Origin of the sequence: Aliiroseovarius sp. YM-037 (assembly GCF_048060095.1) — a bacterium.
Classification (GTDB): Bacteria; Pseudomonadota; Alphaproteobacteria; order Rhodobacterales; family Rhodobacteraceae; genus JBLUOA01.
On the sequence record NZ_JBLUOA010000001.1, the window covers coordinates 1 to 22,541 of the forward strand.

The following is a 22,541-nucleotide window of genomic DNA, read 5'->3' on the forward strand; positions in this document are numbered from 1 at the left end:
GCGGTGACGATCCGGGTGTTCCAGGGCGAACGTGAAATGGCTGCGGACAATAAGATCCTCGGGCAGTTCAACCTTGAGGAAATCCCGCCCGCTCCGCGCGGCCTGCCGCAGATCGAAGTGACCTTCGACATCGACGCCAACGGCATCGTTTCGGTCGGCGCGATGGACAAGGGCACCGGCAAGGAACAGAAGATCACGATCCAGGCCTCTGGTGGTCTGTCGGATGACGAGATCGAACAAATGGTCAAGGACGCAGAAGCAAACGCCGACGCGGACAAAGAGCGTAAGGAACTAGTTGAGGCGAAGAACCAAGCCGAAAGCCTGATCCACGCGACCGAAAAGTCGATGGAAGAACACTCCGACAAGGTCGACCCGACCACGATCGAAGCCATCGAACTGGCCATTTCCGCGCTCAAGGATCAGCTGGAAACCGAAGATACCGGCAAGATCAAATCCGGCATCCAGAACGTGCAGGAATCCGCGATGAAGCTGGGCGAGGCGATCTATAAGGCGCAGGCCGAGGCCGCAGAAGGGGCCGAGGCGGACGACGATCAGGCCAGCAGCGTTGACGAGGATATCGTCGATGCGGACTTCGAAGACTTGGACGACGACAAACGCGCATAAGGGCGGATGACGACCCTGCGGCCGACCTGTTTCATGACGGGTCGGCCTTTGCGTTCCCAAAGGGGATAGACTATGGCAAAGCGCGATTTCTACGAGGTGCTGGGCGTCGAAAAAGGCGCGTCGGCCGATGAAATCAAAAAGGCTTATCGCAAGAAAGCCAAGGAACTTCATCCCGACCGCAACGCCGACAACCCCGAGGCCGAAGCCCAGTTCAAGGAAGCAAACAACGCCTACGAAGTTCTGAAGGACGCCGAGAAGAAGGCGGCCTATGACCGTTTCGGCCACGCCGCATTCGAAGGCGGCATGGGCGGCGGTCGTGGTGGGCATCCGGGCGGTCAGGGCGATTTCGCCTCGGCCTTCTCCGATATTTTCGAAGACCTGTTTGGTGGTGCCGGGTTCAGCGGCGGGGGCGGCGGACGTCAACGCGCGACGCGCGGCTCTGACCTGCGCTACAATCTGCGCGTCACCCTGGAGGAGGCCTATGCAGGCCTTCAGAAAACCATCAACGTGCCGACCTCTGTCGCGTGCGAAGCGTGCAGCGGCACTGGCGCGGAAAGCGGCGCGGAACCCGTCACCTGCCCGACCTGTTCCGGCATGGGCAAGGTTCGCGCGCAGCAGGGCTTTTTCACCGTTGAACGGACCTGTCCGACCTGCCACGGCGCGGGGCAAACCATCAAGAACCCGTGTCAGTCCTGCGGCGGCGCCGGGCGCATCGAAAAAGACCGCGCCCTCAGCGTGAACATCCCCGCTGGTGTCGAAACCGGCACCCGCATCCGCCTTGGCGGCGAGGGCGAAGCCGGGCTGCGTGGCGGTCCCTCGGGCGATCTTTACATCTTCATCGAGGTGCAGAACCACGCCCTGTTCCAACGCGACGGGACAAACCTGTTCTGCCGGGTTCCGGTCTCCATGACCTCAGCCGCGCTTGGCGGTGACATTGAGGTGCCGACGATTGACGGCGGACGGTCCCGCGTGAAGATCCCGGCAGGCAGCCAATCCGGCCGCCAAATGCGCCTGCGCAACAAGGGGATGCCCGCGCTTCGCGGTGGTGGTCAGGGCGACATGTTTATCGAACTAGCCGTTGAAACGCCGGTGAACCTCACCAGCCGTCAGAAAGAAATCCTGAAGGAATTCGACGGCATCGCTGCAGACAACAACCCCGAAAGCTCCGGCTTCTTCAAAAAGGTCCGCAGTTTCTGGGACAGCATGAAAAGCTAGGGCGCACGCCTAACCATTTTCCAAAAATATCCCGCCCGTCGCCCGACAGGCGGGTTTCCCGCCGTTAGGGGAGGCTTATTTCTTCGGCGGGGCATCTCACCTCGCAAGATGTTAACCGCTTCTTCACCAATCTTCCGCAAATCTGCGGACATGGCCCGCAATCACCACTTCTCCGAAATGCCAATGCCTCTGTTTGAGCAGGACGAGGTCGTGATTCATCCGGCGGGCACCGAAAAATTGCCTTCCTATATCAAGGACCACCGCAAACGTCTGAGGACACGGTTCATGGAGGGCGGCGCGGACGCGATGCCGGAATACGAGCTTCTTGAACTCGTCCTGTTTCGCGCAATTCCCCGTCAGGACGTGAAGCCAATCGCGCGGCTGCTTCTCGATACGTTCGGCGACTTCAACCGCGTGCTATCGGCCAACCCGGACCGACTGCGACAAGTCAAAGGGGTGGGTGAGGCTGTCGTTCAGGAACTAAAAATTGTTGAGGCTGCGGCGCATCGCATGGCGCGGTCGAAGGTGATCCATCGTCCGGTGATCTCAAGTTGGGACCAGGTGCTAGACTACTGCCACACCACGATGGCGCATCGGGAAACCGAACAGTTTCGCGTGCTTTACCTTGACCGAAAGAACGTCCTGATCGCGGATGAGGAACAGGCCCGCGGCACCGTCGATCACGTTCCCGTCTATCCGCGCGAGGTCGTGAAACGCGCGCTTGAGCTCAACGCCTCGGCCCTCATTCTCGTGCATAACCACCCGTCGGGCGACCCGACCCCGTCTGACGCGGATATCACCATGACGAACCAAATCCGCGACGCCGCAGAGGCGCTGGGCCTGACGCTTCACGATCATCTGATCGTCGGAAGATCGTGTGAGCTTAGCTTCCGGTCGTCCGGCTATCTTTGACCAGGGCCGATCCACAGTTCGACCCGGCGGTTGACCTGCCGGCCCCATTCACTGTCATCGCAGGCCATCGGCATCGCTTCGCCAAACCCGTCCGCTGTCAGCGCCACCCGTTCGCCATCCATCATCGGCGCGGCGTCACGCACGGCGGCCATCACCGCATCGGCCCGTTTCAGCGCTATGGATTGGTTCGCAGCCGCGGGGCCGTCACCATCACTGAAACCGGCGAACAGCAGTTCTTTCCCGTCGAACTGCCCGCCTTCAAGCAGCTCCGCCAGTTGGTGCACGTTCGCCTCTGACTGTGCGTCCAACGCGGTGGAGCCTGCCCGGAACCGGAAGCTTAGCGACAGACGAGCGCGCCCGACGAGCGCTGCTGTCATGCGTTGCAGATCGGCCAGCCCAACCTCCTCCCCCGCGCGGGAAATGGCGTTCGCCAACCGCTCCCCCTGCGCCGCGACAGAGATTGGAACGACGTTTTGCCCAACGAACCCGGCCCGGCGCACAAACCGCTGGGCGTCAGGCGTCCCGAGGTATCGCAGGAAATCGCGGGCGGTCTTGGGCAAGCGCCGTGCGGGCGTGTAAAGAAACAGCGGCGTTGTCAGCGGATAGTCCTCGGTCTTCAGCGACAGGGGCGACGCCACCAGATCGAAGCCGCACGCGCCGACCAGCGCCAGCGGGCGGGCGTTGCCGATTTCCGAATACCGCGTGACCCCGATCGCGAACGGGTCCGGCGCGATCGCATCGACAAGCGTCGCGATGTCGTCATAGGTTTCCGCCCCCGTTTTCGCCGCCCAGCGGTCAGAGCCTAAATCCGCCTCTTCCGACAATCGGTGCAGGATGATCGCCTCATCCGGGCCGCCGAGGTCGGCCCAGTTGGTGATCTGTCCCTCAAGCACGCCAGACAGTGTTTCCGGGGTGATCGTCGCCAGCGTATTGCCCCGCCCCACGACCGGCACCAGCGCGTCGAGTGCGATGATCCTACTGCGTCGACTGGCGGTTAGGTCACCGACGTCATTCGCCTCTGCCGCACGGATTTCGGCGGGAGTCGCCTCTCGCGTCGCCAGAATCATGTCAGCCTCATCCGCGATAAGGGCCGCAAAGCCATCGGCGGTTCGGCTAAGGTCAAAGATAAACCGCGCGACGATCTGGCCGGTGCTATCGCTTGTCATGTCATAGCGAAACTGGTCATCACCCGACACAACGCGCCTGACCGACATCTCACGCTGGCTGGCGAAGCGTTCCAGCAGCACCGGAAGCAGCGTGCGCCCGATGCTGCGCGCACCAGCGATGCGCACTTCGGCAATGTAGGCTTCGGGGTCGGGGCAACCGGGGCCGGAACAGACCACCGCGCTGCCGTCAAAGGTCAGCGCACCATAGACGGTGTCGACGCGGTAGAATTCGCCGTCATAGCCCAACAACGTGCCTGCGACCTCAATCGCGCCATCGCGCGACGTCAGGGTCACATCCTGCGCGGATGCGGGCAGGCCCGTCGCCAAACAGAAAAGTGCGGCGATCACCGCCGCACGAAGCTGGAACATATGTTATCCGGTCGCTGGTTCAGTTCTGCGCGATCTTCAGGTCTCGCAGCAAATTTTTCAACACCAGAAAATCACCGATTGCATCGCAGCCGGGCATCGCAAGCGTCAGATCGACCCATTGCGGGGTCACCCCGGTGTTCAGTTGAAGCGCGCGGGCGTCGACGTCTTTTTCACAAGTGTAGGCGTTGATCTCGGCCTCGACGTTCAGGCGCACGACGCCGTAGCGGCGCGTTCCTTGGGTCGGGAAGGTGTAAACCTCGGCCAGAACCGGATTTTCGATTGTCGGATCTCCTAGCAATGTCAGGAACCCACCGCGCCCGCCGGCAGTATCAGCGCTGCGCGGCTTAACCGCGGAAACATGATCGGTATCGCCATAAGCCGCGCCGAACTCCAGCGCGTGAATGTGAAATGCGCCCCGGCCCGTCCAGTTCAACGCAACGCGGTCGTATTCGCGCAGTTCGTCGACAGTCAGGTCGGCCGTGTGAAAGCTGCCATCAGCGAAGCGGACGGTAAAGCTCGCGTCCATCGCCAAAACGGGCACGGACACGTCGAGCGTTCCGGTGTTTGAGGTTTGCACGGCGAAGGTCAGCCCCTCATGCGTTATCACGGCCCGTTCATCCAAGTGACAGGGGGCAGAGATTGAAAGCGCGGCCATCGCGGCGGTGGATTTGGTGACGCGGAAGGTAACATCACACTCCATCCCGAATGCGCTGCGTTCGGTTTTGTCCGTGCGCGGAAGCACACGGTCGGCGCTGCCAGCCCGCACAAGTGGTCCGGGGTTCGGAAGGCGCGGCACCGGTTCAAGCGCGGCGGCCGTTAAACGCGGCACCTGCATAACGCTCGATGCGTCGGTGGCTGTCGTCAAAGGGATTGAGGCGGAGGCCAACTGCACGGAATCTGGCGCGATGTTCTCGCCGGTGAAAAACGCGGAAAGGCTGTCACCGTTCTGCATAATGTATCCGGCGCCAAACGCAGTCGCAAAGGTGGCGGCAGCCAGTGCGTATTTGCTTTGGAAAATCATTTCTGTCCCACAGGTTATCTCCAGTGGAGAAACAATATTAATCAATCAAGGCGAATTTCCGACCCGAATAGGACAATTTGCACGGGTCGAAAAAAGGGGCAAAAATCACCTATATCTGGTGGGGTCGGTATTTTGGCTCGCAACGGATAGTGGCGGCCTGATCGCGAATTTTCCCGCCCGTCCAAAGCCCCGCCAACGAAATGTGTCACGATCCAGCCGTCAAACGACTCGTGATTGTTTACGCGAGTCGCCCGTGGCAGTGCTTGAACTTTTTACCGGACCCGCACGGGCAGGGTTCGTTCCGGCCGGGGTTGCCCCAGGTTTCCGGGTTGTTCTCATCAAACCCGTCGGTCGGCCCTTCGGCTTCGGCCACTGCCGCATCGGCGGCGGCGTCAATCTGTTGTTGCTGTGCTTTCTGCTGGGCAGCCATTTGTGACAGCATCTGCTGCTGTTCTTCTTCGGTCAGCGGCCTGATCTGCGACAGCTTCTCGGTCACTTCTTCGCGCAGGGTGTTCAGCAGCGATTCAAACAGCTGGAAGCTTTCGGTCTTGTATTCGTTCAACGGATCGCGCTGGGCATAGCCACGGAACCCAACGACAGAGCGGAGGTGTTCCAGCGTCAAAAGATGTTCGCGCCACTTGCCGTCAATCGTTTGCAGCAGGATCTGCTTTTCGATCATGCGCATGTTTTCCGGTCCAAATTTCGCGGCCTTCGATGCCATAAATTCGTCTGCTGCTTCTTCCAGCCGCTCGCGGATCACTTCGTCATCGACGCCTTCTTCGTCGCCCCATTCGACGACGGGCACCTCAACGCCAAGGTGTTTCTTCGCGGCCTCTTGCAGCCCTTCGGTGTCCCACTGGTCGGCGTAGGTTTTCGGCGGAATATGGAAATCGACAAGGTCTTCGATCACCTGATGGCGCATGTCCTGCACGATTTCGGACAGGTCCGCCGCTTCCATAATCTCGCGCCGCTGGGCGAAGATCACCTTCCGCTGATCGTTCATCACATCGTCGAATTTCAGCAACTGCTTGCGGATGTCAAAGTTGCGGCCTTCGACCTTGGCCTGGGCCTTTTCAAGCGACTTGTTGACCCACGGGTGCACAATCGCCTCGCCCTCTTTCATGCCGAGGGATGACAGCACTTTATCAAGCCGCTCGGAGCCGAAAATGCGCATCAGGTCATCTTCCAGCGACAGGAAGAACGCTGACCGACCGGGGTCGCCCTGCCGACCAGAACGGCCACGCAGCTGGTTATCGATCCGGCGGGATTCGTGGCGTTCGGTCGCCAGAACGAACAGGCCGCCCGCTTCAAGCACCTTGGCTTTTTCGTCGGCGTGTTCGGCTTCGATCTTGGCGCGCAGGGCTTCGGGGTCCGCGTCCGGGTCGGATTGCATCGCCTCCATCACCTTCATGTCGACATTGCCGCCAAGCTGAATGTCGGTGCCGCGACCGGCCATGTTGGTGGCGATCGTGACGGCGCCGAACTTACCCGCGTCGGCGACGATCTGCGCTTCTTTTTCATGCTGGCGGGCGTTCAGGACGTTGTGCTTGACCTTGGCCGTGGTCAGCAGTTGCGACAGCAGTTCGGATTTCTCGATTGAGGTCGTGCCGACCAGAACCGGTTGACCCTTCTCGGTCGCCTCTTGAATCGTCTCGACAATCGCGTCGTACTTTTCCTTGGCCGTGCGATAGACCGCGTCATGTTCGTCGTGGCGCGAAATCGGACGGTTCGTCGGCACCTCGACCACGCCAAGGCCGTAGATTTCCGAAAATTCCTCCGCCTCGGTCGACGCCGTGCCGGTCATCCCGGCCAGCTTGTCGTAAAGGCGGAAGTAGTTCTGGAACGTGACCGAGGCGAGCGTCACGTTTTCCGGCTGAATCGCACAGCCTTCCTTCGCCTCAATCGCCTGATGCAGCCCATCGGACAAACGCCGCCCGGCCATCATGCGGCCAGTGAATTCGTCGATCAACATCACCTCACCATCGCGGACGATGTAATCCTTGTCGCGCTGAAACAGCTTATGCGCCCGAAGACCCTGATTGACGTGATGAACGATGGTCGTCGATTCGGGGTCATACAGCGATTGGCCCTCAGGCAAGATGCCTTCGGCCAACAGGCGCTCTTCCAGAAACTCGTTCCCCTCATCGGTGAAGGTCACGTTTCGGGTCTTTTCGTCCAGCGTGTAATGCTCATCCGTGATTTCCGGGATGAGCTTGTCGATGGTCACATAAAGCTCTGAGCGATCCTGCGCCGGACCAGAGATAATCAGCGGCGTCCGCGCCTCATCAATCAGGATAGAGTCGACCTCGTCCACAATCGCATAGTGGTGGTCGCGCTGGTTCATCTCCTTCAGGCTCGATTTCATATTGTCGCGCAGGTAATCGAAGCCAAGTTCGTTGTTGGTGGCGTAGGTCACGTCACAGGCGTAGGCCGCTTTCTTTTCGTCCTCGGGCTGCTGCGGATAAACGACACCGGTGGTCAGGCCCAACGCACCGTAAACATTGCTCATCCACTCAGCGTCGCGCTTGGCGAGGTAGTCGTTCACGGTGACGATATGAACGCCCTTGCCGGTCAGCGCGTTCAGGTAGGCGGGGAAGGTCGCGACAAGCGTTTTACCTTCACCGGTCTTCATCTCCGAAATATTGCCCTCGTGTAGAAAGATGCCGCCCATCAACTGAACGTCAAACGCACGTAGACCCAGCGCCCGTTTCGCGGCTTCACGGCAGTTGGCGAAGGCTTCGGGTAGCAGCGCGTCAAGCGGCTCTCCGCCCATCGCGCGTTGGGCAAGTGCCTCGGTCTTGTCCTTGATCCCGTCATCGGACAGCTTTTCGAATTCAGGCTCTAGCGCGTTAATTTGCTCTACGATCTGGCGGGTGGCCTTGATCTTTCGATCATTCGGCGTGCCAAAGACTTTTTTGGCAATTGTTCCGATACCCAGCATGATGTCTCCGCCTGATGCGTTCCTGATATGATCGTGAAGAGGATGCCTTGCCCGTGCCTGCCACCTTCCATAGATAGGGCAGTAAGAAAGAGCTTGGCTTCCTTTATGATCCTTTGGCGATGTAAGGGGCTGACCTGATAGTGTCAACGTCGCGCGCCTGCGCGATATACGCAAAGGATAGAAAGATGTTCAAACGCAATACGATTTTGACCGGTGCAGCACTGATGCTGGCCCTCGCCGCCCCGGTTGCCGCACAGGATACGACGCCCGACACGGTTGTCGCCACGGTCGACGGCAAGGACATCACGCTGGGCCATATGATGGCGACGAAAGCGCAACTGCCGGCGCAGTATCAATCGCTGCCGGATGAGGTGCTGTTCAACGGCATCCTCGACCAGTTGATCCAGCAAACCGTTCTGGCCGGATCGCTTAACGGCGAAGTGTCGGCACCCGCACAGCGGATGATCGATAATGAAACCCGCGCGATCCTTGCGGGCATCGTGCTGGAACAGGTCGCAGACAACGCCGTGTCAGACGAAGCCGTGCAGGCCGCCTATGACGAAAGATTCGCAGACGCCGAACCGTCGACCGAGTTCAACGCATCGCACATCCTTGTCGAAACCGAGGAAAAAGCGCAGGAGCTTGTGACCGAGCTTGAAGGCGGCGCCGATTTCGCCGACCTCGCCCGCGAACATTCGACAGGGCCATCCGGCCCGAATGGCGGTGATCTTGGCTGGTTCGGCAAAGGCATGATGGTGCCGGAGTTTGAAGAAGCCGTCGTATCGCTTGAGGTCGGCGGTGTCTCTGCCCCGGTTCAAACGCAGTTCGGCTGGCATGTGGTGAAGCTGAACGAAACCCGCGATCAGGAAGCGCCCACGCTGGACGAGGTCAAAGACGACCTGACAGCTGAGATCCAGCAGCAAGCCGTCGCCGCCAAGATTGAAGAGCTTGTGGCAGCAGCCGATGTCGAAAAGGCCGAAGAAGGCTCAATCGACCCGGCTATCCTGAACAACGTCGAAGCCGAATAAACGTCAGGCGCGACGATGGGAAAATCGGACAAGATCAGGAAGCTGAAAAAGAAAGTCCGCAAGCTGAAGGCGCAGCTTGCGGGCGCACAGCCGAAAGGGTCGACGGTTTCGCCGCTCGCGCCGAAATCCGGTTTTCCCAAACTGCGCCCAATTGCGGGGGTCACGTTTTCCGCTGTTGCTGCCGGGGTGCGTTATGCGGGTCGGGCGGATGTCATGCTCGCCCGACTGGCGCCCGGCACGGCAATTGCCGGGGTCTTTACCCAATCCGCCACCCGCGCGGCCCCGGTGCTTGACTGTCAGGCCAAGATCGGCGGCGATACAAAGGACGGGGCGGCGATTGTCGTCAACTCAGGCAACGCAAACGCCTTTACCGGAACCAACGGGATCGAAGCGGTCAGGGCGATCACGAACACGGTGGCCGATACGCTGTCCGTCTCCGAGGCGCGGGTTTTCACATCCTCAACCGGGGTGATTGGTGAACCACTGCCCCACGACCGCGTCACGGCCAAGATTGGCGAATTGAAAAATGCGCTAAACGAAGGCGCCATTGCCGACGCCGCAAAGGCGATCATGACGACCGACACCTTCCCCAAGGGCGCTTCGGCTGAGATTGACGCAGGCGGCCCCATCAAGATCGCCGGGATCGCCAAGGGGTCCGGCATGATTGCGCCCGATATGGCGACAATGCTGGTCTATATCTTTACCGACGCGAAGATCGCGCAGCCGCTGCTGCAAGACATGCTGTCCGACCTGACCGACCCGACCTTCAACAGCATTACGGTGGATAGCGACACCTCGACCTCGGACACGCTGCTGCTGGCTGCGACCGGGCAAAGCGAAGCGCCGGAAATCACGGCGGGGACCGACGCGGCAAAGGCGTTCCGCGATGCGCTGCACGGCGTCATGCTGGACCTCGCCCACCAAGTCGTGCGCGATGGCGAAGGCGCGACCAAGTTCGTCGAAGTGCGCGTTACCGGCGCGGCGGATGACGGCGACGCGCGCAAGGTTGCGCTGGCAATTGCGAACTCCCCCCTCGTCAAGACCGCCGTGGCCGGCGAAGACCCGAACTGGGGCCGCGTCGTGATGGCTGTCGGCAAATCCGGCGCGAAGGCGGATCGCGATACGCTTACAATCCGCTTTGGCGATGTACTGGTCGCCGAAAACGGCTGGGTGTCGCCCGATTATCGCGAAGAAGACGCCGCCGCGCATATGAAGGGCGATGACCTGCTGATCGCGGTTGACATGGGGCTTGGCGAAGGCGCTTCGACCGTTTGGACATGTGACCTCACCAATCGCTACATCGAAATCAACGCGGATTACCGGTCGTGATCGTCGCCCGGGTGCTGCGCCGATGAAAACCGTCCTCGTCTCTGCCGTTGCGCTGATTGACGTCGACGGGCGCGTTCTGATCGCTCAGCGTCCCGAAGGAAAATCAATGGCGGGCCTCTGGGAATTTCCCGGTGGCAAGGTCGAACCGGGCGAAACGCCCGAACACGCGCTTATCCGCGAATTGCAGGAAGAACTGGGCATCGACACTTGGGAAAGTTGCCTTGCGCCGCTGACCTTCGCCAGTCACAGCTATGATGACTTCCATCTGCTCATGCCCTTGTTTGCATGTAGAAAATGGCAAGGGCAGCCGCAATCGAACGAAGGTCAAGCCCTGAAATGGGTGCGCCCGAACGACTTGCGAAACTATCCGATGCCGCCAGCGGATATCCCCCTGATCCCGATTCTAAGGGATTGGTTGTAAAGGCGTTTTAGGCGGCTTTACGCGCATTGTTGCCGACCACGATGAAATTTTTGCAGTTTTTTGCCGATTGTGTAGGCTTTGAGCACTGATTCTACCTGGGGAGGAATCGTTGATGCTTCGCACGATCACACTTGGAAGTTGTGTATCTGTTCAAGGGAAATTCCTGCGCGAATTGGGAGACGGCAGAATTGTCGTTGACGTCGGCGGAAGGACTTTTGAAGGCTATCCGGTTCTGCAAACCGCTGCGTAGAATACCCTCGTAAACTGTGAAAAGGGACGATCCTTTCGGATCGTCCCTTTTTGCATCTGGTGTTCAGCGGTGAAATTAGTCGAGCTGACGCTCAACCTCTTCCCGCTCAAAGATCTCGATCACGTCGCCGGGACGAATGTCATCGTAGTTCTCGAAGGCCATACCGCATTCCTGACCGCTCTGAACCTCTTTCACTTCGTCCTTGAAACGTTTGAGAGTTTTCAGGCTGCCTTCGTGGATCACCACATCGTCGCGCAGCAAACGAACACCGGCAGAGCGGCGAGCGATGCCTTCGGTAACAAGGCACCCGGCGACCTTGCCGACACCCGTAACCTTGAAGACTTCCTTGATCTCGGCGTAGCCGATGAAGTTTTCGCGAACCTCGGCAGACAGCAGGCCAGAGGCCGCCGCTTTCACATCGTCGACCAGATCGTAGATGACGGAGTAATAGCGGATCTCCACACCCTTCTGGTTGGCGACGTTCCGTGCGGTCGCATTGGCCCGGACGTTAAAGCCCATGACCGGCGCGCCCGAGGCTTCGGCCAGGCCGATGTCGGATTCGGTGATCGCCCCAACGCCGGAGTGCAGAACGCGAACGCGCACCTCGTCGTTGCCGATTTTCTCCATCGCCTGAACGATCGCTTCGGCAGAGCCTTGCACGTCGGCCTTGACCAAGATCGGCAGCTCGGAAACGGCTTGGTCTTCCTTCGCCTTCGCCATCATCTGGTCGAGCGTTGTCGCAGCGCCAACTGCGGCGCGTTTGTCCTTCGCGGCCTTTTCACGGTATTCCGCGATTTCACGCGCTTGCGCTTCGGTGTCGACGACGTTCAGAACGTCGCCCGCTTCGGGTGTGCCGTTGAGGCCAAGAACTTCGACCGGGACGGACGGGCCAGCCTCTTCGACGCGGTCGCCCTTGTCGTTGATAAGCGCCCGCACCTTGCCCCACTGTTCGCCAACAACAAAAATGTCGCCCTGGCGCAATGTGCCGTTCTGAACCAGAACCGTCGCAACCGGGCCGCGGCCCACGTCAAGCTGCGCCTCGATCACAGCGCCAGAGGCGGCGCGATCAGGATTGGCCTTGAGGTCGAGCAATTCGGATTGCAACGCGATATTCTCAAGCAACGTATCAAGGCCGGTACCGTTGATCGCGGACACTTCGACATCCAGCACGTCGCCTGACATCTTTTCAACGATCACTTCGTGTTGCAGCAGGTCGGTCCGCACCTTGTCCGGGTCGGCCTCGGGGCGGTCGATCTTGTTGATCGCAACGATCATCGGAACACCCGCCGCCTTGGCGTGGTTAATCGCCTCAATCGTTTGGGGCATCACGGCGTCATCTGCCGCAACCACAAGCACGACGATATCGGTGACCTGCGCACCACGGGCCCGCATCGAGGTAAACGCCGCGTGGCCGGGGGTGTCGAGGAAAGTCAGCAGCGTGTCGTCATCGGTTTTCACCTGATAGGCACCGATATGCTGGGTGATGCCGCCAGCCTCGCCCGATACGACCTTCGCATTGCGGATCGCGTCCAGCAGCGAGGTTTTACCGTGGTCAACGTGGCCCATCACGGTGATGACCGGAGGCCGCGCTTGCAACTCTTCGTCTTTGTCATCGACCTGTTGGATCACGTCTTCAACATCAGAGTCAGAGACGCGCACGATCTTGTGGCCGAACTCCTCAACGATCAGTTCCGCCGTGTCGGCGTCGATCGGTTGGTTCTGCGTGACCATCATGCCCATGTTCATAAGCGACTTCACAACGTCGGCAACGCGTTCAGCCATCCGGTTCGCGAGTTCCTGAACAAGAATCGTCTCCGGAACCTGCACGTCACGCACGACCTTTTCACGCTCAACCGGGCCGCCCATGGCTTTCTGCCGGGCACGTTCCTGTTTGCGTTTCATCGCCGCCATTGACCGCTGACGGCCGCCTTCGCCACCGCGAAGCGCCTGGTTCAGCGTCAGCTTGCCGGACCGGCGACCATCGTCACGGGCGGCTTTGCCTTTTGAGTTGCGGTCGTTTTTGTTGTCACGCTCCGGCGCTTTGCGCGGGGCAGAGGACGGCTTGGCCGCGCGCGGCGCTTCGGCTTCGGGTGCCGGCATCGCAGCCGCTGCATCCGCCGCTTTCTTCGCATCTTCCGCTTCGCGCTTCTTGCGCTCGTCTTCTTCGGCCTTGGCGCGCAGGGCGTCTTCACGCTCCTGTTCTTCGCGTTCCTTGGCTTCAATCTCGGCCTTGCGACGCTCACGCTCCTCGGCGCGGGCCTTTTCTTCGGCCTCACGCTCCGCGGCTTCATCAACTTCGCGGGCTTTGGCGGCTTTCAGCGCCTTCAGGCGACGCTCCATCTCTGCATCAGAGATACCGGCCGGGCGCTTCGAGGGATCACCACCAGACGCAGCTGCACCGCCCGTCGATGGCTTGGCGCCACCGGGCTTGGGAACCACAACGCGTTTGCGCTTGGTTTCAACCACGACATTCTTCGTCCGTCCGTGGCTGAAGCTTTGCTTCACGTTGCCCGCTCGGGGGCCGCCACGCAGGCCGAGAGTCTTTTTGCCGTCATTATCGCTCATCTGGTCTTCGTACCTTTCCGGTGGACCCTTCCACCGCCGTTTCGCGCACGCCCTTTAACTTATCGGCTTCCTCTACAACACGTGTCGTGAGTCCACCAGCCGCAAGCGCGCCATGTATCACATTTTCCCGGCCGAATGCCAAACCCAATTCTTGGGCCGTCAAAACGCCGATAAAGCGTCCCCCTTCAGGGGTCCGCAGCTTTGTCTTTCCGCGTTCAGATCCATCCATGGCCTGAACAAGAACCTTGGCATGTTCCTTTGCCAACCAGTCCTTTGCTTTCTCATACCCGGCGACCGCATAGCCGCCCTTCCGCGCGAGAGAGATCAGGTCGACGACCCGCTGCGCAAGCTGGCGCTCCAACCCCGCGATCATCCCGTCCGGCACCTTTACCGGGCGTTTCGCTGCCCGCGAAAACAGCCCCTTCTTCGCCGCCTTTTCAAGCGCGGCACGGTCTGCGGCGACCCATATCCCACGCCCGGGCAATTTGCCCAGAACGTCGGGAACCACTTCATCGCCCGGGCCGACCACGAACCGGATCAGGCCAGCCTTTGGCTGCACCTCTCCGGTTGCGATGCAGCGGCGTTCTGGTTCTTCCCGCGTCTTGGCTTGCCCACCGCGCGACATGGCGTCTCTCCGAGGCCTGCGATCAGGCCTCGGCCTCCTCTGTGGTTTCGCCGTCAGCGTCTGCTTCGGCCTCTTCTTCTTCGGCCTCAAGCTCTGTCGGGTCGACCCAGCCAAGCTGGATGCGGGCGGTCATCACCAAATGCTGCGCCTCTTCCAGAGACACCTCAAACTTTTCCAACACACCATCATCCTTAACGCGCTCGCCATCCACCGTTGTCCAGCCGCCAGCCAATTCCCAGTCAGCGCAGGTGGCGAAGTCTTCCAGCGTCTTCACGCCGTCTTCGGCAAGTGCCTCCAACATTTGGGGCGTCAGGCCCTCAAATTCAACCAGGCTGTCCTCAACACCAAGCTCGCGCGCGTGATCGAGCGCCTTCTTGTTTTGCGCATCGAGGCAATCCTTAGCGCGGGCCTGCAACTCCTCTGCGGTGCCTTCGTCAACGCCGTCGATCACCAGCAGTTCGTCACGCTCGACATAGGCGACCTCTTCCAGATTGGTGAACCCTTCGGACACAAGCAACTGCGCAAAGAACTCATCAAGGTCGAGCGTATCCATGAACAGTTTGGTGCGTTCGGCGAATTCGGCCTGACGGCGTTCGGATTCTTCCGCCTCCGTCATGATGTCGATGTCGAGCCCGGTCAGTTGCGATGCAAGCCGCACGTTTTGACCGCGGCGACCGATTGCAAGCGAAAGCTGTTCGTCCGGCACGACGACTTCGATCCGCTCGGCCTCTTCGTCCAGAACCACCTTGGTGACTTCGGCTGGTTGTAGCGCGTTAACGAGGAAGGTCGGCTGATCTTCATTCCACGGAATGATGTCGATCTTTTCGCCTTGCAGCTCGTTCACAACGGCCTGAACCCGGCTGCCGCGCATACCGACACAGGCGCCGACAGGGTCGATGGAGTTATCGTAAGAGATCACAGCGATCTTCGCACGCGATCCCGGATCACGGGCAACCGCCTTAATTTCAATAATGCCGTCATAGATTTCCGGCACTTCCATCTTGAACAATTCGGCCATGAACTGCGGATCGGTCCGGCTGAGGAAAATCTGCGGCCCGCGCTGTTCGCGGCGCACATCCTTGATGTAGCAGCGAATACGGTCGTTCGGGCGATAGCTTTCGCGACCGATCTTTTCGTTGCGGCGCAGGATCGCTTCGCCACGGCCCACATCGACGATGACGTTGCCGTATTCCTCCCGCTTGACCTGACCGTTGATGATCGTGCCGGCGCGGTCTTGGAATTCTTCGTATTGACGGTCGCGTTCAGCTTCGCGGACCTTCTGCAAAATCACCTGCTTAGCGGATTGCGCTGCGATCCGGCCCATTTCGACGGGCGGGACTTCTTCAACGAACGTGTCGCCAACCTTTGGGTCTTCAAGGTATTGCTTGGCCTGTTCGACAGTCATCTCTGCCTGGTAGTTTTCCAGCTCTTCGTCCTCGACCACGGTGCGGACGCGGGTAAAGGTCGCGCGGCCCGTCTTGCGATCGATTGACACGCGGATGTCCATTTCGGACCCGTAGCGGGACTTTGCCGCACGGGCGAGGGATTCTTCCATCGCCTCGACGACCAGCGCCGGGTCGATCATCTTTTCGCGTGCCACCGCTTCGGCGGTTTGCAGCAACTCAAGCTGGTTGGCAGAGGTAATCGCCATCAGTTCTTCTCCTCATCGCGCATAATCGCGCGTTTAGTTTTCATCACCGCCATCAATGATGGTCTCAACTTCGTCAAATTGGCTTTCGTCGATCTGGCCCGCATCCTTGCGGTCTTTCAGCATGTCGCGGATCAGATCGTCCGTCAGCACAAGCTTTGCGTCAGACAGCCAGTCGAATTGTAGCCCAACTGTGCCCTCTTCAATCTCGATCAGCACTTCGGACCCTTCGGTCCCGGCCAACATCCCCTTAAAGCGGCGGCGGCCGTCGATCAGTTCTTCGGTTTCGATCTTCGCCTCATAGCCTTCCCACTGGTCAAAGTCCTTCAACCGGGTCAGGGGGCGGTCGATGCCGGGGCTGGACACCTCAAGCGTGTAGGCGTCAGAAATCGGGTCTTCGACATCCAGAACCGCGGACACGGCGGTCGAAATTTCAGCGCAGTCATCGACTTCCATGCTGCCATCGGGCTTTTGCGCCATGATCTGCACGGTCGATGCCTTGCCTGTCATCAGACGCACCCGCACCAGTTCATAGCCCAGCCCCTCAATCACCGGTTGGATGATTGAGGCGAGTCGGCGGTCTATCGCAGCTCTGGCAATCAAGTCAGACATCTTTGTTCCAAGCACAAAAAAACGGGCGCGCGGCCCGTTGCTATTTCCCGGTGGAGCGTTGGGGTTGGAAGCCAAGGCACCGCTGTTGAGGGGGATATACGCCCTTCAATCCGAGTCTGCAAGCGATTGATGTTTTGTGGGCGGCGCGTCAGCCGTCCTCGGTCCACCCTTCGTCGCTATGGGTGCCGTCACAATAGGGTTTGTTGCCCGACAACCCACAGCGGCACAGCACGTATTTTTCCGCACAAGCGCCTTCGCCGGGTGATCCTGCATCGATATCGACGCCCATCACCCAATAGGGGCCGTTCGGTTCAACCTCGACATCCGCGCGTTCGGCGAAGTGATGTTCCGGCCCCTGGATCGCGAGCGCACCGGACGGGCAGGCCGCGATCACTGCGTCCACCTCGGCGCGAGACCCCTTATCAGGCTGCACCCAAGGTTTCTGCTTCGGATTGAAGATGTGCCCGGCGATCCGCCCGCATTCCGCCGCGTGCGAACACAGGCGCGGGTTGTAGGTAACTGTGACGTCGGCGCCCTCATACGCGATCAGCTTGTCAGGCCCGGCAGGTTTTCCACCGCTTGACTGAAACCCTGCGGCCTCATGACTGCCATCGCAGAACGGTTTGTTCTTTGAATGGCCGCAGCGACACAGCGCCATGACGGGCTTGGCTTCCACCTCTCGCCCGTCTCTGCCTTTCATACTGCGCAGACCCTTCACAACAAGCGGGCCGTTTTCGCGGAGTTCGATTTTCGGATGGGTATCGTCTGACATGGCGGGCCTCCTGGCTGACTTTGTCCAGTGTGACCTACGGGGCGGGTTCGCGTCAAATCACGCTCTGCGCCCGATCCGGTTCATCACAGCGACCAACGCGGCGGCGATGCCGGGTTCTGACAGCGCATGACCGGCGTTCGGAATGATCTGAAGCGCGGCCTTCTTGCCCCACTTTCCCGCAAGGCGCATCGCGGCCTCGGGCGGGCAGATCATGTCATAGCGGCCCTGAACGATGTCGCCGGGGATGCCCGCGATCTTGTCGACATCCCGCATGATCTGGCCATCGACCGACAGAAACGCCTTGTTCGTGAAATAATGATTTTCCAGCCGCGCAAAGGCCCGCGCATATTCGGCAGGGCTTTCTGATGGCCGACCACCGTTGCCGAGTGATGCAAGCGCGTTTTCCCACGCCGTCCACGCCCGCGCAAACCGGGTTTCTTGCGCCGAGTTGCCGGAAAACAGGCGTTTGTGATAGGCGCCGATCAGGTCGTCGCGTTCGTCTTCCGGGACCAGCGATTCAAACTCCGCCCAGCGTTCGGGCCAGAAGCGGGCCGCGCCACCACCGTAGAACCAACGAAGCTCGGACTCCGTCGCAAGGAACACGCCGCGCAGCACCAGATGCCTAACCCGCTCCGGCCAGCTTTGCGCATAGATCAGCGCCAGCGTCGCGCCCCAACTGCCGCCGAATACGATCCACGCGTCAATCCCAAGCGCTTCGCGGATGTGTTCGATATCGGCGACAAGGTGCCAGGTCGTATTCGCCTCAACGCTGGCATAAGGGCGCGACCGCCCACAACCACGCTGATCGAACAGGATGACATTATAGATGTCAGGATCAAAGAACCGCCGCATCGCCGGGCTGCATCCGCCCCCCGGACCGCCATGCAGCACGACGACCGGAACACCGTCAGGCCGCCCACATTGTTCGACATAGACCTGATGCCCATCGCCCACATCCATCATATGTCGGGCGAACGGATCGCTCGGCGGGAAAAGTTTTTGGGCTGCGTTCATTTGGCCTGCGTATTTATCCATGTAAGACCTATATAGAACGTGATGGGCTGACCCGGTCAGCGCCCAGAAAAGCATATGGAGTTCAGAATGCAAGCCGCTCCGTCGGACCAGAAGACCAGCATAGACCCCGATGAGGTCGCGAAATTCGAAGCGATGGCCGCAGAATGGTGGGATCCGAACGGCAAGTTCAAGCCGCTTCATATGCTGAACCCGTGTCGGTTGGATTATATCACATCGCAAATCGCGGTGGAGTTCGACCGCGACCTGAACGACCGCGCGCCCTTCGCTGGTCTGCGCATCCTTGATATCGGCTGTGGCGGCGGGCTGCTATCCGAACCGATGGCGCGGCTGGGGGCCGAGGTTGTGGGCGCAGATGCGGCAGCGGGCAACATCCCGGTGGCAGAGCTTCATGCCAAGCAGTCCGGACTGACCATCGACTATCGCAACACGACGGCCGAGGCGTTGGCGGATGCGGGCGAAGCATTCGATATCGTCCTGAACATGGAAGTGGTCGAACACGTCGCAGACCCGCAGGACTATCTGACCGCCTGCCAACGGCTGCTGAAACCCCGTGGGCTGATGGTGTGTTCCACGATCAACCGCAATCCGAAAAGCTATATGATGGCGATTGTCGGCGCAGAGATCGTCATGCGCTGGCTGCCGAAGGGCACCCACGACTGGCAAAAATTCATCACACCGGATGAGCTGTTCGACCTGATCCGCGAGGCTGGACTGGACCCGGTCGATCGCAAGGGTTTCGTCTTTAATCCGATTGCATGGAGTTGGTCACTGTCCGACCGCGACCTGTCGGTCAACTACGTCACGGCCAGCATCAAACGCTAGGAATCATCGTCCAGCCGGATGCGGATTTCCCGCAGGATTGGCAGCACATTTTTCAGGCGCTCCTCGCCGACCGACCGCACGACGTCACTGATAATCGGCGTGATCGCCTGAAGCGCGGCATCGCGCGCCGCAACACCTGACGGGCTGATCGTCACGAACTTTCGCCTCGCATCATCCCAATCGGGGCGGATGTGGACGTGACCCGCCCATTCAAGTTTGGCCAGCGTGTTGGTCATCGCGCCCTTGGTCAGATGAAACAGCTTGGCAAGCTGGGCGGGCGATTTTTCTTCGCGCACGCGGGCCAGATGATTCAGAACCGAGAAATGCGAAAGTTCCATTCCCTTCGGCAACACCTTCGACAGTCGGTTGCGCACCAATTGGTCCGCGACAAACATCTCGGAAAACAGCGCGACGGCAAGCTGATCGGTGCTGTCAGACATCGGTGGGGTCTTTGAACGGGCGATCATGGGTGATCGATGGGATTTTCTTTCGGGTCGCCTCAACATCGCTCAGGTCAAGGTCAACCAGCGTCACGCCGGGCGCCTCACCACCATCCGCAAGCACTTCACCCCATGGGGACACGGCAAGGCTATGGCCATAGGTTTTTCTGGGTGCACCCCGGCTGATCGGATGATCGCCGCATTGCGCAGGCGCCAGAACGAAACACCCGGTTTCAATTGCCCGCGCTTGCAGCAGCGTACGCCAATGTGCCGCCCCCGAAACCGGAGAGAACGCGGCGGGCACGGTCAATATCTGCGCCCCGGCCTTAGCCAGCGTCCGGTGCAGATGCGGAAAGCGCACGTCGTAGCAAATGGTCAGACCGACCGCGCCGAAATCCGTCTGGGCGACAACGGCCTGATCGCCCGGCCGATACCCGGCGGATTCACGGAACGACTCCGTTTCGTCGATATCCACGTCGAACATATGGATCTTGTCATACCGCGCGGCGATCTCTCCATCCGGGGCGATCAGGAATGACCGATTGGCAAAACGCCCGTCGGCGTCCGTCGTTTGCAGCCCCAGCGACCCGATCAGCAGCCAAACGCCAAGCGCCCGCGCCTCGGCCCTCAGGGCAGCCAGCGTGATGTCGTCCGCTTCGCTTTGCAAGACGCCCTGCTGGTGGGTTCGGCTGTTTGACACGCAATTGGTGACTTCGGGCGTCAGGATAAACTCGGCACCCGCCTGCGCCGCCTTGCGGATATATCCAACCGTGACCGGCAGATTCTCCGCCGGATCGTCAGAGGCACAAAGTTGGATGAGGCCAGCGCGCATGTTTTACCCCGCGAGGATCACGTCAAGCGCGCCGCGCCGATCAAGGGCCGACAGGTCGTCATAGCCGCCGATATGTTCGGCCCCGACAAAAATCTGCGGCACCGTGTGGCGGCCATTCGAACGCTTCATCATTTCCTGCCGCTTTTCCATATCGCCAGATACGTCAAACTCCTGATATGAAACACCTTTCTTCGTCAGAAGGCGTTTCGCGGCATGGCAATAGCCGCAAAGCTGCGTCGTATAAATCTCAACCGTTTGCATAACCCAATTCCCTCATTTTCGCGAACTATAGGGATTTAGGCATCCTTCGCAACGCGTGCCAGTGTAAGAACGGAAACCTGCCTTGCGCCAGCGGCAATGCACGCCTCGGCCGAGGCGGCGAGCGTCGCGCCGGAGGTCATGACATCATCGACCAAAAGCACGTCCCGCCCAGTCAGGTTAGCGTGTTGGGGGCCGCAGGTGATCGCCCCTTGAAGCAGCGCAAAGCGGGCGTCGCGCGTCACGCCCTCCATCGGCTTGGTGCGTTTTTTGCGCTGTAATAGGGTCGGTTCACAATCCAAACCCGTTCGCGCCGCAAGCCGCTGCGCAAGCAGCGCCGCCTGATTATATCGCCGCCGGGCGAGCCGCGTCCAATGAAGCGGCACCGGGGCGATCAGCATATCGGGCGACAAGATCGGCTCCGCCACCCGCGCCATCCATTCCGCGGCCGGTCGGGCGAGTTCTTGGCGATCCCCATGTTTCAGCGCCAGCACCAAACGCCGCGCGTTTCCGGCGTATAACAAGGCCGCGCGGCCCTGCACCCAAGGGCGGGCGATCCGAAGGCAATCGTCACACAGGACGCCGCTGCTATCCGCCTCCTCCCCGGGCAGGGGCAGGCCGCATTTGTCGCAGACCAATCCGAACACAAACGGCGTATCGCGCCAGCATGTGCTGCATAGCCCGAATTCACTGTCGACGAGCACACCGCAGGTCATACATTGCGGCGGAAAAATCATGCGCAACGCGCTTTGCATCTTTGACAGTCCTTCCCTAGATTGCGCGGGACATTAAGGACGCCAGATGACCACGCCCACCCAGCTGACCGACACCGCCGCGCTGACCCAGCACCGGCAGCGCGCCAGAACCGCGCCCGCGTTGTTCCTGCAAGAAGACGTGGCAGACGAGGTCGAGGAAAGACTGAACGAGGTTAACAGGACGTTTACGAACCCGGTCATCGTCACCGGCTTTCCCGAGCTGTGGGCGGGGCGACCCATCAACGCCAAGATCGTCGCGGATGACGAAACGCTGGCGTTACAGACCGGTGCGCACGATCTGGTGATCCACGCACTGTCCCTTCATTGGGCGAATGACCCGGTCGGCCAACTGATCCAATGCCAGCGGGCGCTGGCCCCCGATGGGCTGTTTATCGGCGCATTGTTCGGCGGGCAGACCCTATACGAACTGCGCGGCGCTTTGGCGGAGGCTGAGATTACCCTGACAGGCGGCCTGTCCCCCCGCGTCGCCCCTATGGGCGAAATCCGCGACCTCGGCGCGCTTCTACAGCGGGCCGGATTTGCGCTGCCCGTCGCGGATTCGACGAAGCGACAGGTCAGCTATCGCGACACTGCCCATCTGATGCACGATCTTCGCGCGATGGGGGAAACCAACGCGCTGGCAACCCGGCGCCGGGAAACGCCGCCGCGTCAATTGTTTATCGAGGCCGCCCGGATCTATGAAAGCACCTATGCCGACGCGTCTGGCCGGGTTCCCGCGACGTTTGAAATTGTCTACCTCACCGGCTGGGCACCTGACGCGAGCCAGCAAAAACCGCTCCGCCCCGGATCGGCGCAATCGCGGCTTGCCGATGCGCTTGGGACAGACGAAACACCATTGACCGATACAGTGATCCCGAAACCGGATTAAGCCGTAATATAC

General features: G+C 60.3%; 22 protein-coding genes. 9 read left to right on the plus strand and 13 right to left on the minus strand.

Annotation, left to right across the window (positions count from 1 at the left end):
* The 3 genes from ACEWPJ_RS00005 to radC form a co-directional block, all read left to right on the plus strand.
* On the plus strand, nt 1-624 hold a 624-nt coding region (locus ACEWPJ_RS00005), incomplete at its 5' end, for an Hsp70 family protein (protein WP_416510102.1).
* A gap of 72 nt (nt 625-696) precedes the next feature.
* On the plus strand, nt 697-1,839 hold the full coding sequence (dnaJ, locus tag ACEWPJ_RS00010) for a molecular chaperone DnaJ (RefSeq protein WP_416510103.1): 1,143 nt from the start codon (nt 697-699) through the stop codon (nt 1,837-1,839).
* Between the two features lie 177 nt (nt 1,840-2,016).
* Nucleotides 2,017-2,751, plus strand: coding sequence for a RadC family protein (gene radC / locus ACEWPJ_RS00015; RefSeq protein ID WP_416510104.1), 735 nt, complete (start codon nt 2,017-2,019; stop codon nt 2,749-2,751).
* Here the strand turns inward: radC and ACEWPJ_RS00020 are convergent.
* The 3 genes from ACEWPJ_RS00020 to secA all read right to left on the minus strand — a co-directional run bounded on the left by ACEWPJ_RS00020 (nt 2,742) and on the right by secA (nt 8,248).
* The gene (locus ACEWPJ_RS00020; protein WP_416510105.1) at nt 2,742-4,286 is read right to left on the minus strand and encodes a phosphate ABC transporter substrate-binding/OmpA family protein; all 1,545 of its coding nucleotides are present in this window, start codon (nt 4,284-4,286) and stop codon (nt 2,742-2,744) included. The two genes, radC and ACEWPJ_RS00020, sit on opposite strands and share 10 nt — an antisense overlap.
* Before the next feature lie 19 nt (nt 4,287-4,305).
* A complete protein-coding gene (locus ACEWPJ_RS00025) occupies nt 4,306-5,307 on the minus strand; it encodes a hypothetical protein (RefSeq protein WP_416510106.1) in 1,002 nt (333 codons plus the stop codon).
* Between the two features lie 238 nt (nt 5,308-5,545).
* On the minus strand, nt 5,546-8,248 hold the full coding sequence (gene secA, locus ACEWPJ_RS00030) for a preprotein translocase subunit SecA (protein WP_416510107.1): 2,703 nt from the start codon (nt 8,246-8,248) through the stop codon (nt 5,546-5,548).
* Between the two features lie 185 nt (nt 8,249-8,433).
* Here secA and ACEWPJ_RS00035 point away from each other — a divergent pair, with 185 nt between their 5' ends.
* The 4 genes from ACEWPJ_RS00035 to ACEWPJ_RS00050 all read left to right on the plus strand — a co-directional run bounded on the left by ACEWPJ_RS00035 (nt 8,434) and on the right by ACEWPJ_RS00050 (nt 11,276).
* Nucleotides 8,434-9,276, plus strand: coding sequence for a peptidylprolyl isomerase (locus ACEWPJ_RS00035; protein WP_416510108.1), 843 nt, complete (start codon nt 8,434-8,436; stop codon nt 9,274-9,276).
* A gap of 15 nt (nt 9,277-9,291) precedes the next feature.
* Nucleotides 9,292-10,605, plus strand: coding sequence for a bifunctional glutamate N-acetyltransferase/amino-acid acetyltransferase ArgJ (gene argJ, locus ACEWPJ_RS00040; RefSeq protein WP_416510109.1), 1,314 nt, complete (start codon nt 9,292-9,294; stop codon nt 10,603-10,605).
* 22 nt (nt 10,606-10,627) lie between these two features.
* Nucleotides 10,628-11,026: an 8-oxo-dGTP diphosphatase MutT gene (gene mutT / locus ACEWPJ_RS00045; protein WP_416510110.1), complete on the plus strand. Its 399-nt coding sequence runs from the start codon at nt 10,628-10,630 to the stop codon at nt 11,024-11,026.
* Nucleotides 11,027-11,138: 112 nt separating this feature from the next.
* Nucleotides 11,139-11,276, plus strand: coding sequence for a hypothetical protein (locus ACEWPJ_RS00050; RefSeq protein WP_416510111.1), 138 nt, complete (start codon nt 11,139-11,141; stop codon nt 11,274-11,276).
* Nucleotides 11,277-11,351: 75 nt separating this feature from the next.
* Here ACEWPJ_RS00050 and infB read toward each other — a convergent pair whose 3' ends face one another.
* From infB to pip, 6 genes are all read right to left on the minus strand, one after another.
* Nucleotides 11,352-13,841, minus strand: a complete 2,490-nt coding sequence (infB, locus tag ACEWPJ_RS00055) for a translation initiation factor IF-2 (RefSeq protein ID WP_416510112.1) — start codon at nt 13,839-13,841, stop codon at nt 11,352-11,354.
* Entirely contained in the window at nt 13,831-14,466 is a 636-nt protein-coding gene (locus tag ACEWPJ_RS00060; RefSeq protein ID WP_416510113.1) for an RNA-binding protein, read from the minus strand. The genes infB and ACEWPJ_RS00060 overlap by 11 nt, the downstream gene beginning before the upstream one ends.
* Nucleotides 14,467-14,488: 22 nt before the next feature.
* Nucleotides 14,489-16,117, minus strand: a complete 1,629-nt coding sequence (nusA, locus tag ACEWPJ_RS00065; RefSeq protein ID WP_416510114.1) for a transcription termination factor NusA — start codon at nt 16,115-16,117, stop codon at nt 14,489-14,491.
* A gap of 33 nt (nt 16,118-16,150) precedes the next feature.
* A complete protein-coding gene (gene rimP / locus ACEWPJ_RS00070; protein ID WP_416510115.1) occupies nt 16,151-16,726 on the minus strand; it encodes a ribosome maturation factor RimP in 576 nt (191 codons plus the stop codon).
* 148 nt (nt 16,727-16,874) lie between these two features.
* A complete protein-coding gene (locus ACEWPJ_RS00075; RefSeq protein WP_416510116.1) occupies nt 16,875-17,498 on the minus strand; it encodes a CDGSH iron-sulfur domain-containing protein in 624 nt (207 codons plus the stop codon).
* A gap of 57 nt (nt 17,499-17,555) precedes the next feature.
* Nucleotides 17,556-18,533, minus strand: a complete 978-nt coding sequence (gene pip / locus ACEWPJ_RS00080; RefSeq protein ID WP_416510117.1) for a prolyl aminopeptidase — start codon at nt 18,531-18,533, stop codon at nt 17,556-17,558.
* A 66-nt stretch (nt 18,534-18,599) separates the two neighbouring features.
* On the opposite strand from pip, the gene ubiG reads away from it, so the two are divergent.
* The gene (gene ubiG / locus ACEWPJ_RS00085) at nt 18,600-19,355 is read left to right on the plus strand and encodes a bifunctional 2-polyprenyl-6-hydroxyphenol methylase/3-demethylubiquinol 3-O-methyltransferase UbiG (RefSeq protein ID WP_416510118.1); all 756 of its coding nucleotides are present in this window, start codon (nt 18,600-18,602) and stop codon (nt 19,353-19,355) included.
* Here ubiG and ACEWPJ_RS00090 read toward each other — a convergent pair.
* Genes ACEWPJ_RS00090 through ACEWPJ_RS00105 form a run of 4 tightly spaced genes read right to left on the minus strand, consistent with a single transcriptional unit; the run spans nt 19,352 to nt 21,640 of the window.
* The gene (locus tag ACEWPJ_RS00090; protein ID WP_416510119.1) at nt 19,352-19,795 is read right to left on the minus strand and encodes a MarR family winged helix-turn-helix transcriptional regulator; all 444 of its coding nucleotides are present in this window, start codon (nt 19,793-19,795) and stop codon (nt 19,352-19,354) included. The two genes, ubiG and ACEWPJ_RS00090, sit on opposite strands and share 4 nt — an antisense overlap.
* Complete coding sequence (locus ACEWPJ_RS00095) at nt 19,788-20,627, minus strand: carbon-nitrogen hydrolase family protein (protein WP_416510120.1); 840 nt, start codon at nt 20,625-20,627, stop codon at nt 19,788-19,790. Before ACEWPJ_RS00095 ends, ACEWPJ_RS00090 begins: the two co-directional genes overlap by 8 nt.
* Before the next feature lie 3 nt (nt 20,628-20,630).
* Complete coding sequence (gene grxC / locus ACEWPJ_RS00100; protein WP_416510121.1) at nt 20,631-20,888, minus strand: glutaredoxin 3; 258 nt, start codon at nt 20,886-20,888, stop codon at nt 20,631-20,633.
* A 35-nt stretch (nt 20,889-20,923) separates the two neighbouring features.
* Nucleotides 20,924-21,640, minus strand: a complete 717-nt coding sequence (locus tag ACEWPJ_RS00105) for a double zinc ribbon domain-containing protein (RefSeq protein WP_416510122.1) — start codon at nt 21,638-21,640, stop codon at nt 20,924-20,926.
* 46 nt (nt 21,641-21,686) lie between these two features.
* Here ACEWPJ_RS00105 and ACEWPJ_RS00110 point away from each other — a divergent pair, with 46 nt between their 5' ends.
* The gene (locus ACEWPJ_RS00110) at nt 21,687-22,529 is read left to right on the plus strand and encodes a methyltransferase domain-containing protein (protein WP_416510123.1); all 843 of its coding nucleotides are present in this window, start codon (nt 21,687-21,689) and stop codon (nt 22,527-22,529) included.
* Nucleotides 22,530-22,541 lie beyond the last annotated feature (12 nt).

Bases quoted from the DNA above. Each gene is read 5' to 3' on its own strand.
- ubiG (WP_416510118.1), top strand. From the start codon at position 18,600: ATGCAAGCCGCTCCGTCGGACCAGAAGACCAGCATAGACCCCGATGAG.
- ACEWPJ_RS00025 (WP_416510106.1), bottom strand. From the start codon at position 5,307: ATGATTTTCCAAAGCAAATACGCACTGGCTGCCGCCACCTTTGCGACT.
- argJ (WP_416510109.1), top strand. From the start codon at position 9,292: ATGGGAAAATCGGACAAGATCAGGAAGCTGAAAAAGAAAGTCCGCAAG.
- grxC (WP_416510121.1), bottom strand. From the start codon at position 20,888: ATGCAAACGGTTGAGATTTATACGACGCAGCTTTGCGGCTATTGCCAT.
- rimP (WP_416510115.1), bottom strand. From the start codon at position 16,726: ATGTCTGACTTGATTGCCAGAGCTGCGATAGACCGCCGACTCGCCTCA.
- mutT (WP_416510110.1), top strand. From the start codon at position 10,628: ATGAAAACCGTCCTCGTCTCTGCCGTTGCGCTGATTGACGTCGACGGG.
- ACEWPJ_RS00095 (WP_416510120.1), bottom strand. From the start codon at position 20,627: ATGCGCGCTGGCCTCATCCAACTTTGTGCCTCTGACGATCCGGCGGAG.
- ACEWPJ_RS00050 (WP_416510111.1), top strand. From the start codon at position 11,139: ATGCTTCGCACGATCACACTTGGAAGTTGTGTATCTGTTCAAGGGAAA.
- pip (WP_416510117.1), bottom strand. From the start codon at position 18,533: ATGGATAAATACGCAGGCCAAATGAACGCAGCCCAAAAACTTTTCCCG.
- ACEWPJ_RS00110 (WP_416510123.1), top strand. From the start codon at position 21,687: ATGACCACGCCCACCCAGCTGACCGACACCGCCGCGCTGACCCAGCAC.
- infB (WP_416510112.1), bottom strand. From the start codon at position 13,841: ATGAGCGATAATGACGGCAAAAAGACTCTCGGCCTGCGTGGCGGCCCC.
- nusA (WP_416510114.1), bottom strand. From the start codon at position 16,117: ATGGCGATTACCTCTGCCAACCAGCTTGAGTTGCTGCAAACCGCCGAA.
- dnaJ (WP_416510103.1), top strand. From the start codon at position 697: ATGGCAAAGCGCGATTTCTACGAGGTGCTGGGCGTCGAAAAAGGCGCG.
- ACEWPJ_RS00020 (WP_416510105.1), bottom strand. From the start codon at position 4,286: ATGTTCCAGCTTCGTGCGGCGGTGATCGCCGCACTTTTCTGTTTGGCG.
- ACEWPJ_RS00060 (WP_416510113.1), bottom strand. From the start codon at position 14,466: ATGTCGCGCGGTGGGCAAGCCAAGACGCGGGAAGAACCAGAACGCCGC.
- secA (WP_416510107.1), bottom strand. From the start codon at position 8,248: ATGCTGGGTATCGGAACAATTGCCAAAAAAGTCTTTGGCACGCCGAAT.
- radC (WP_416510104.1), top strand. From the start codon at position 2,017: ATGCCAATGCCTCTGTTTGAGCAGGACGAGGTCGTGATTCATCCGGCG.
- ACEWPJ_RS00090 (WP_416510119.1), bottom strand. From the start codon at position 19,795: ATGTCTGACAGCACCGATCAGCTTGCCGTCGCGCTGTTTTCCGAGATG.
- ACEWPJ_RS00105 (WP_416510122.1), bottom strand. From the start codon at position 21,640: ATGCAAAGCGCGTTGCGCATGATTTTTCCGCCGCAATGTATGACCTGC.
- ACEWPJ_RS00035 (WP_416510108.1), top strand. From the start codon at position 8,434: ATGTTCAAACGCAATACGATTTTGACCGGTGCAGCACTGATGCTGGCC.
- ACEWPJ_RS00075 (WP_416510116.1), bottom strand. From the start codon at position 17,498: ATGTCAGACGATACCCATCCGAAAATCGAACTCCGCGAAAACGGCCCG.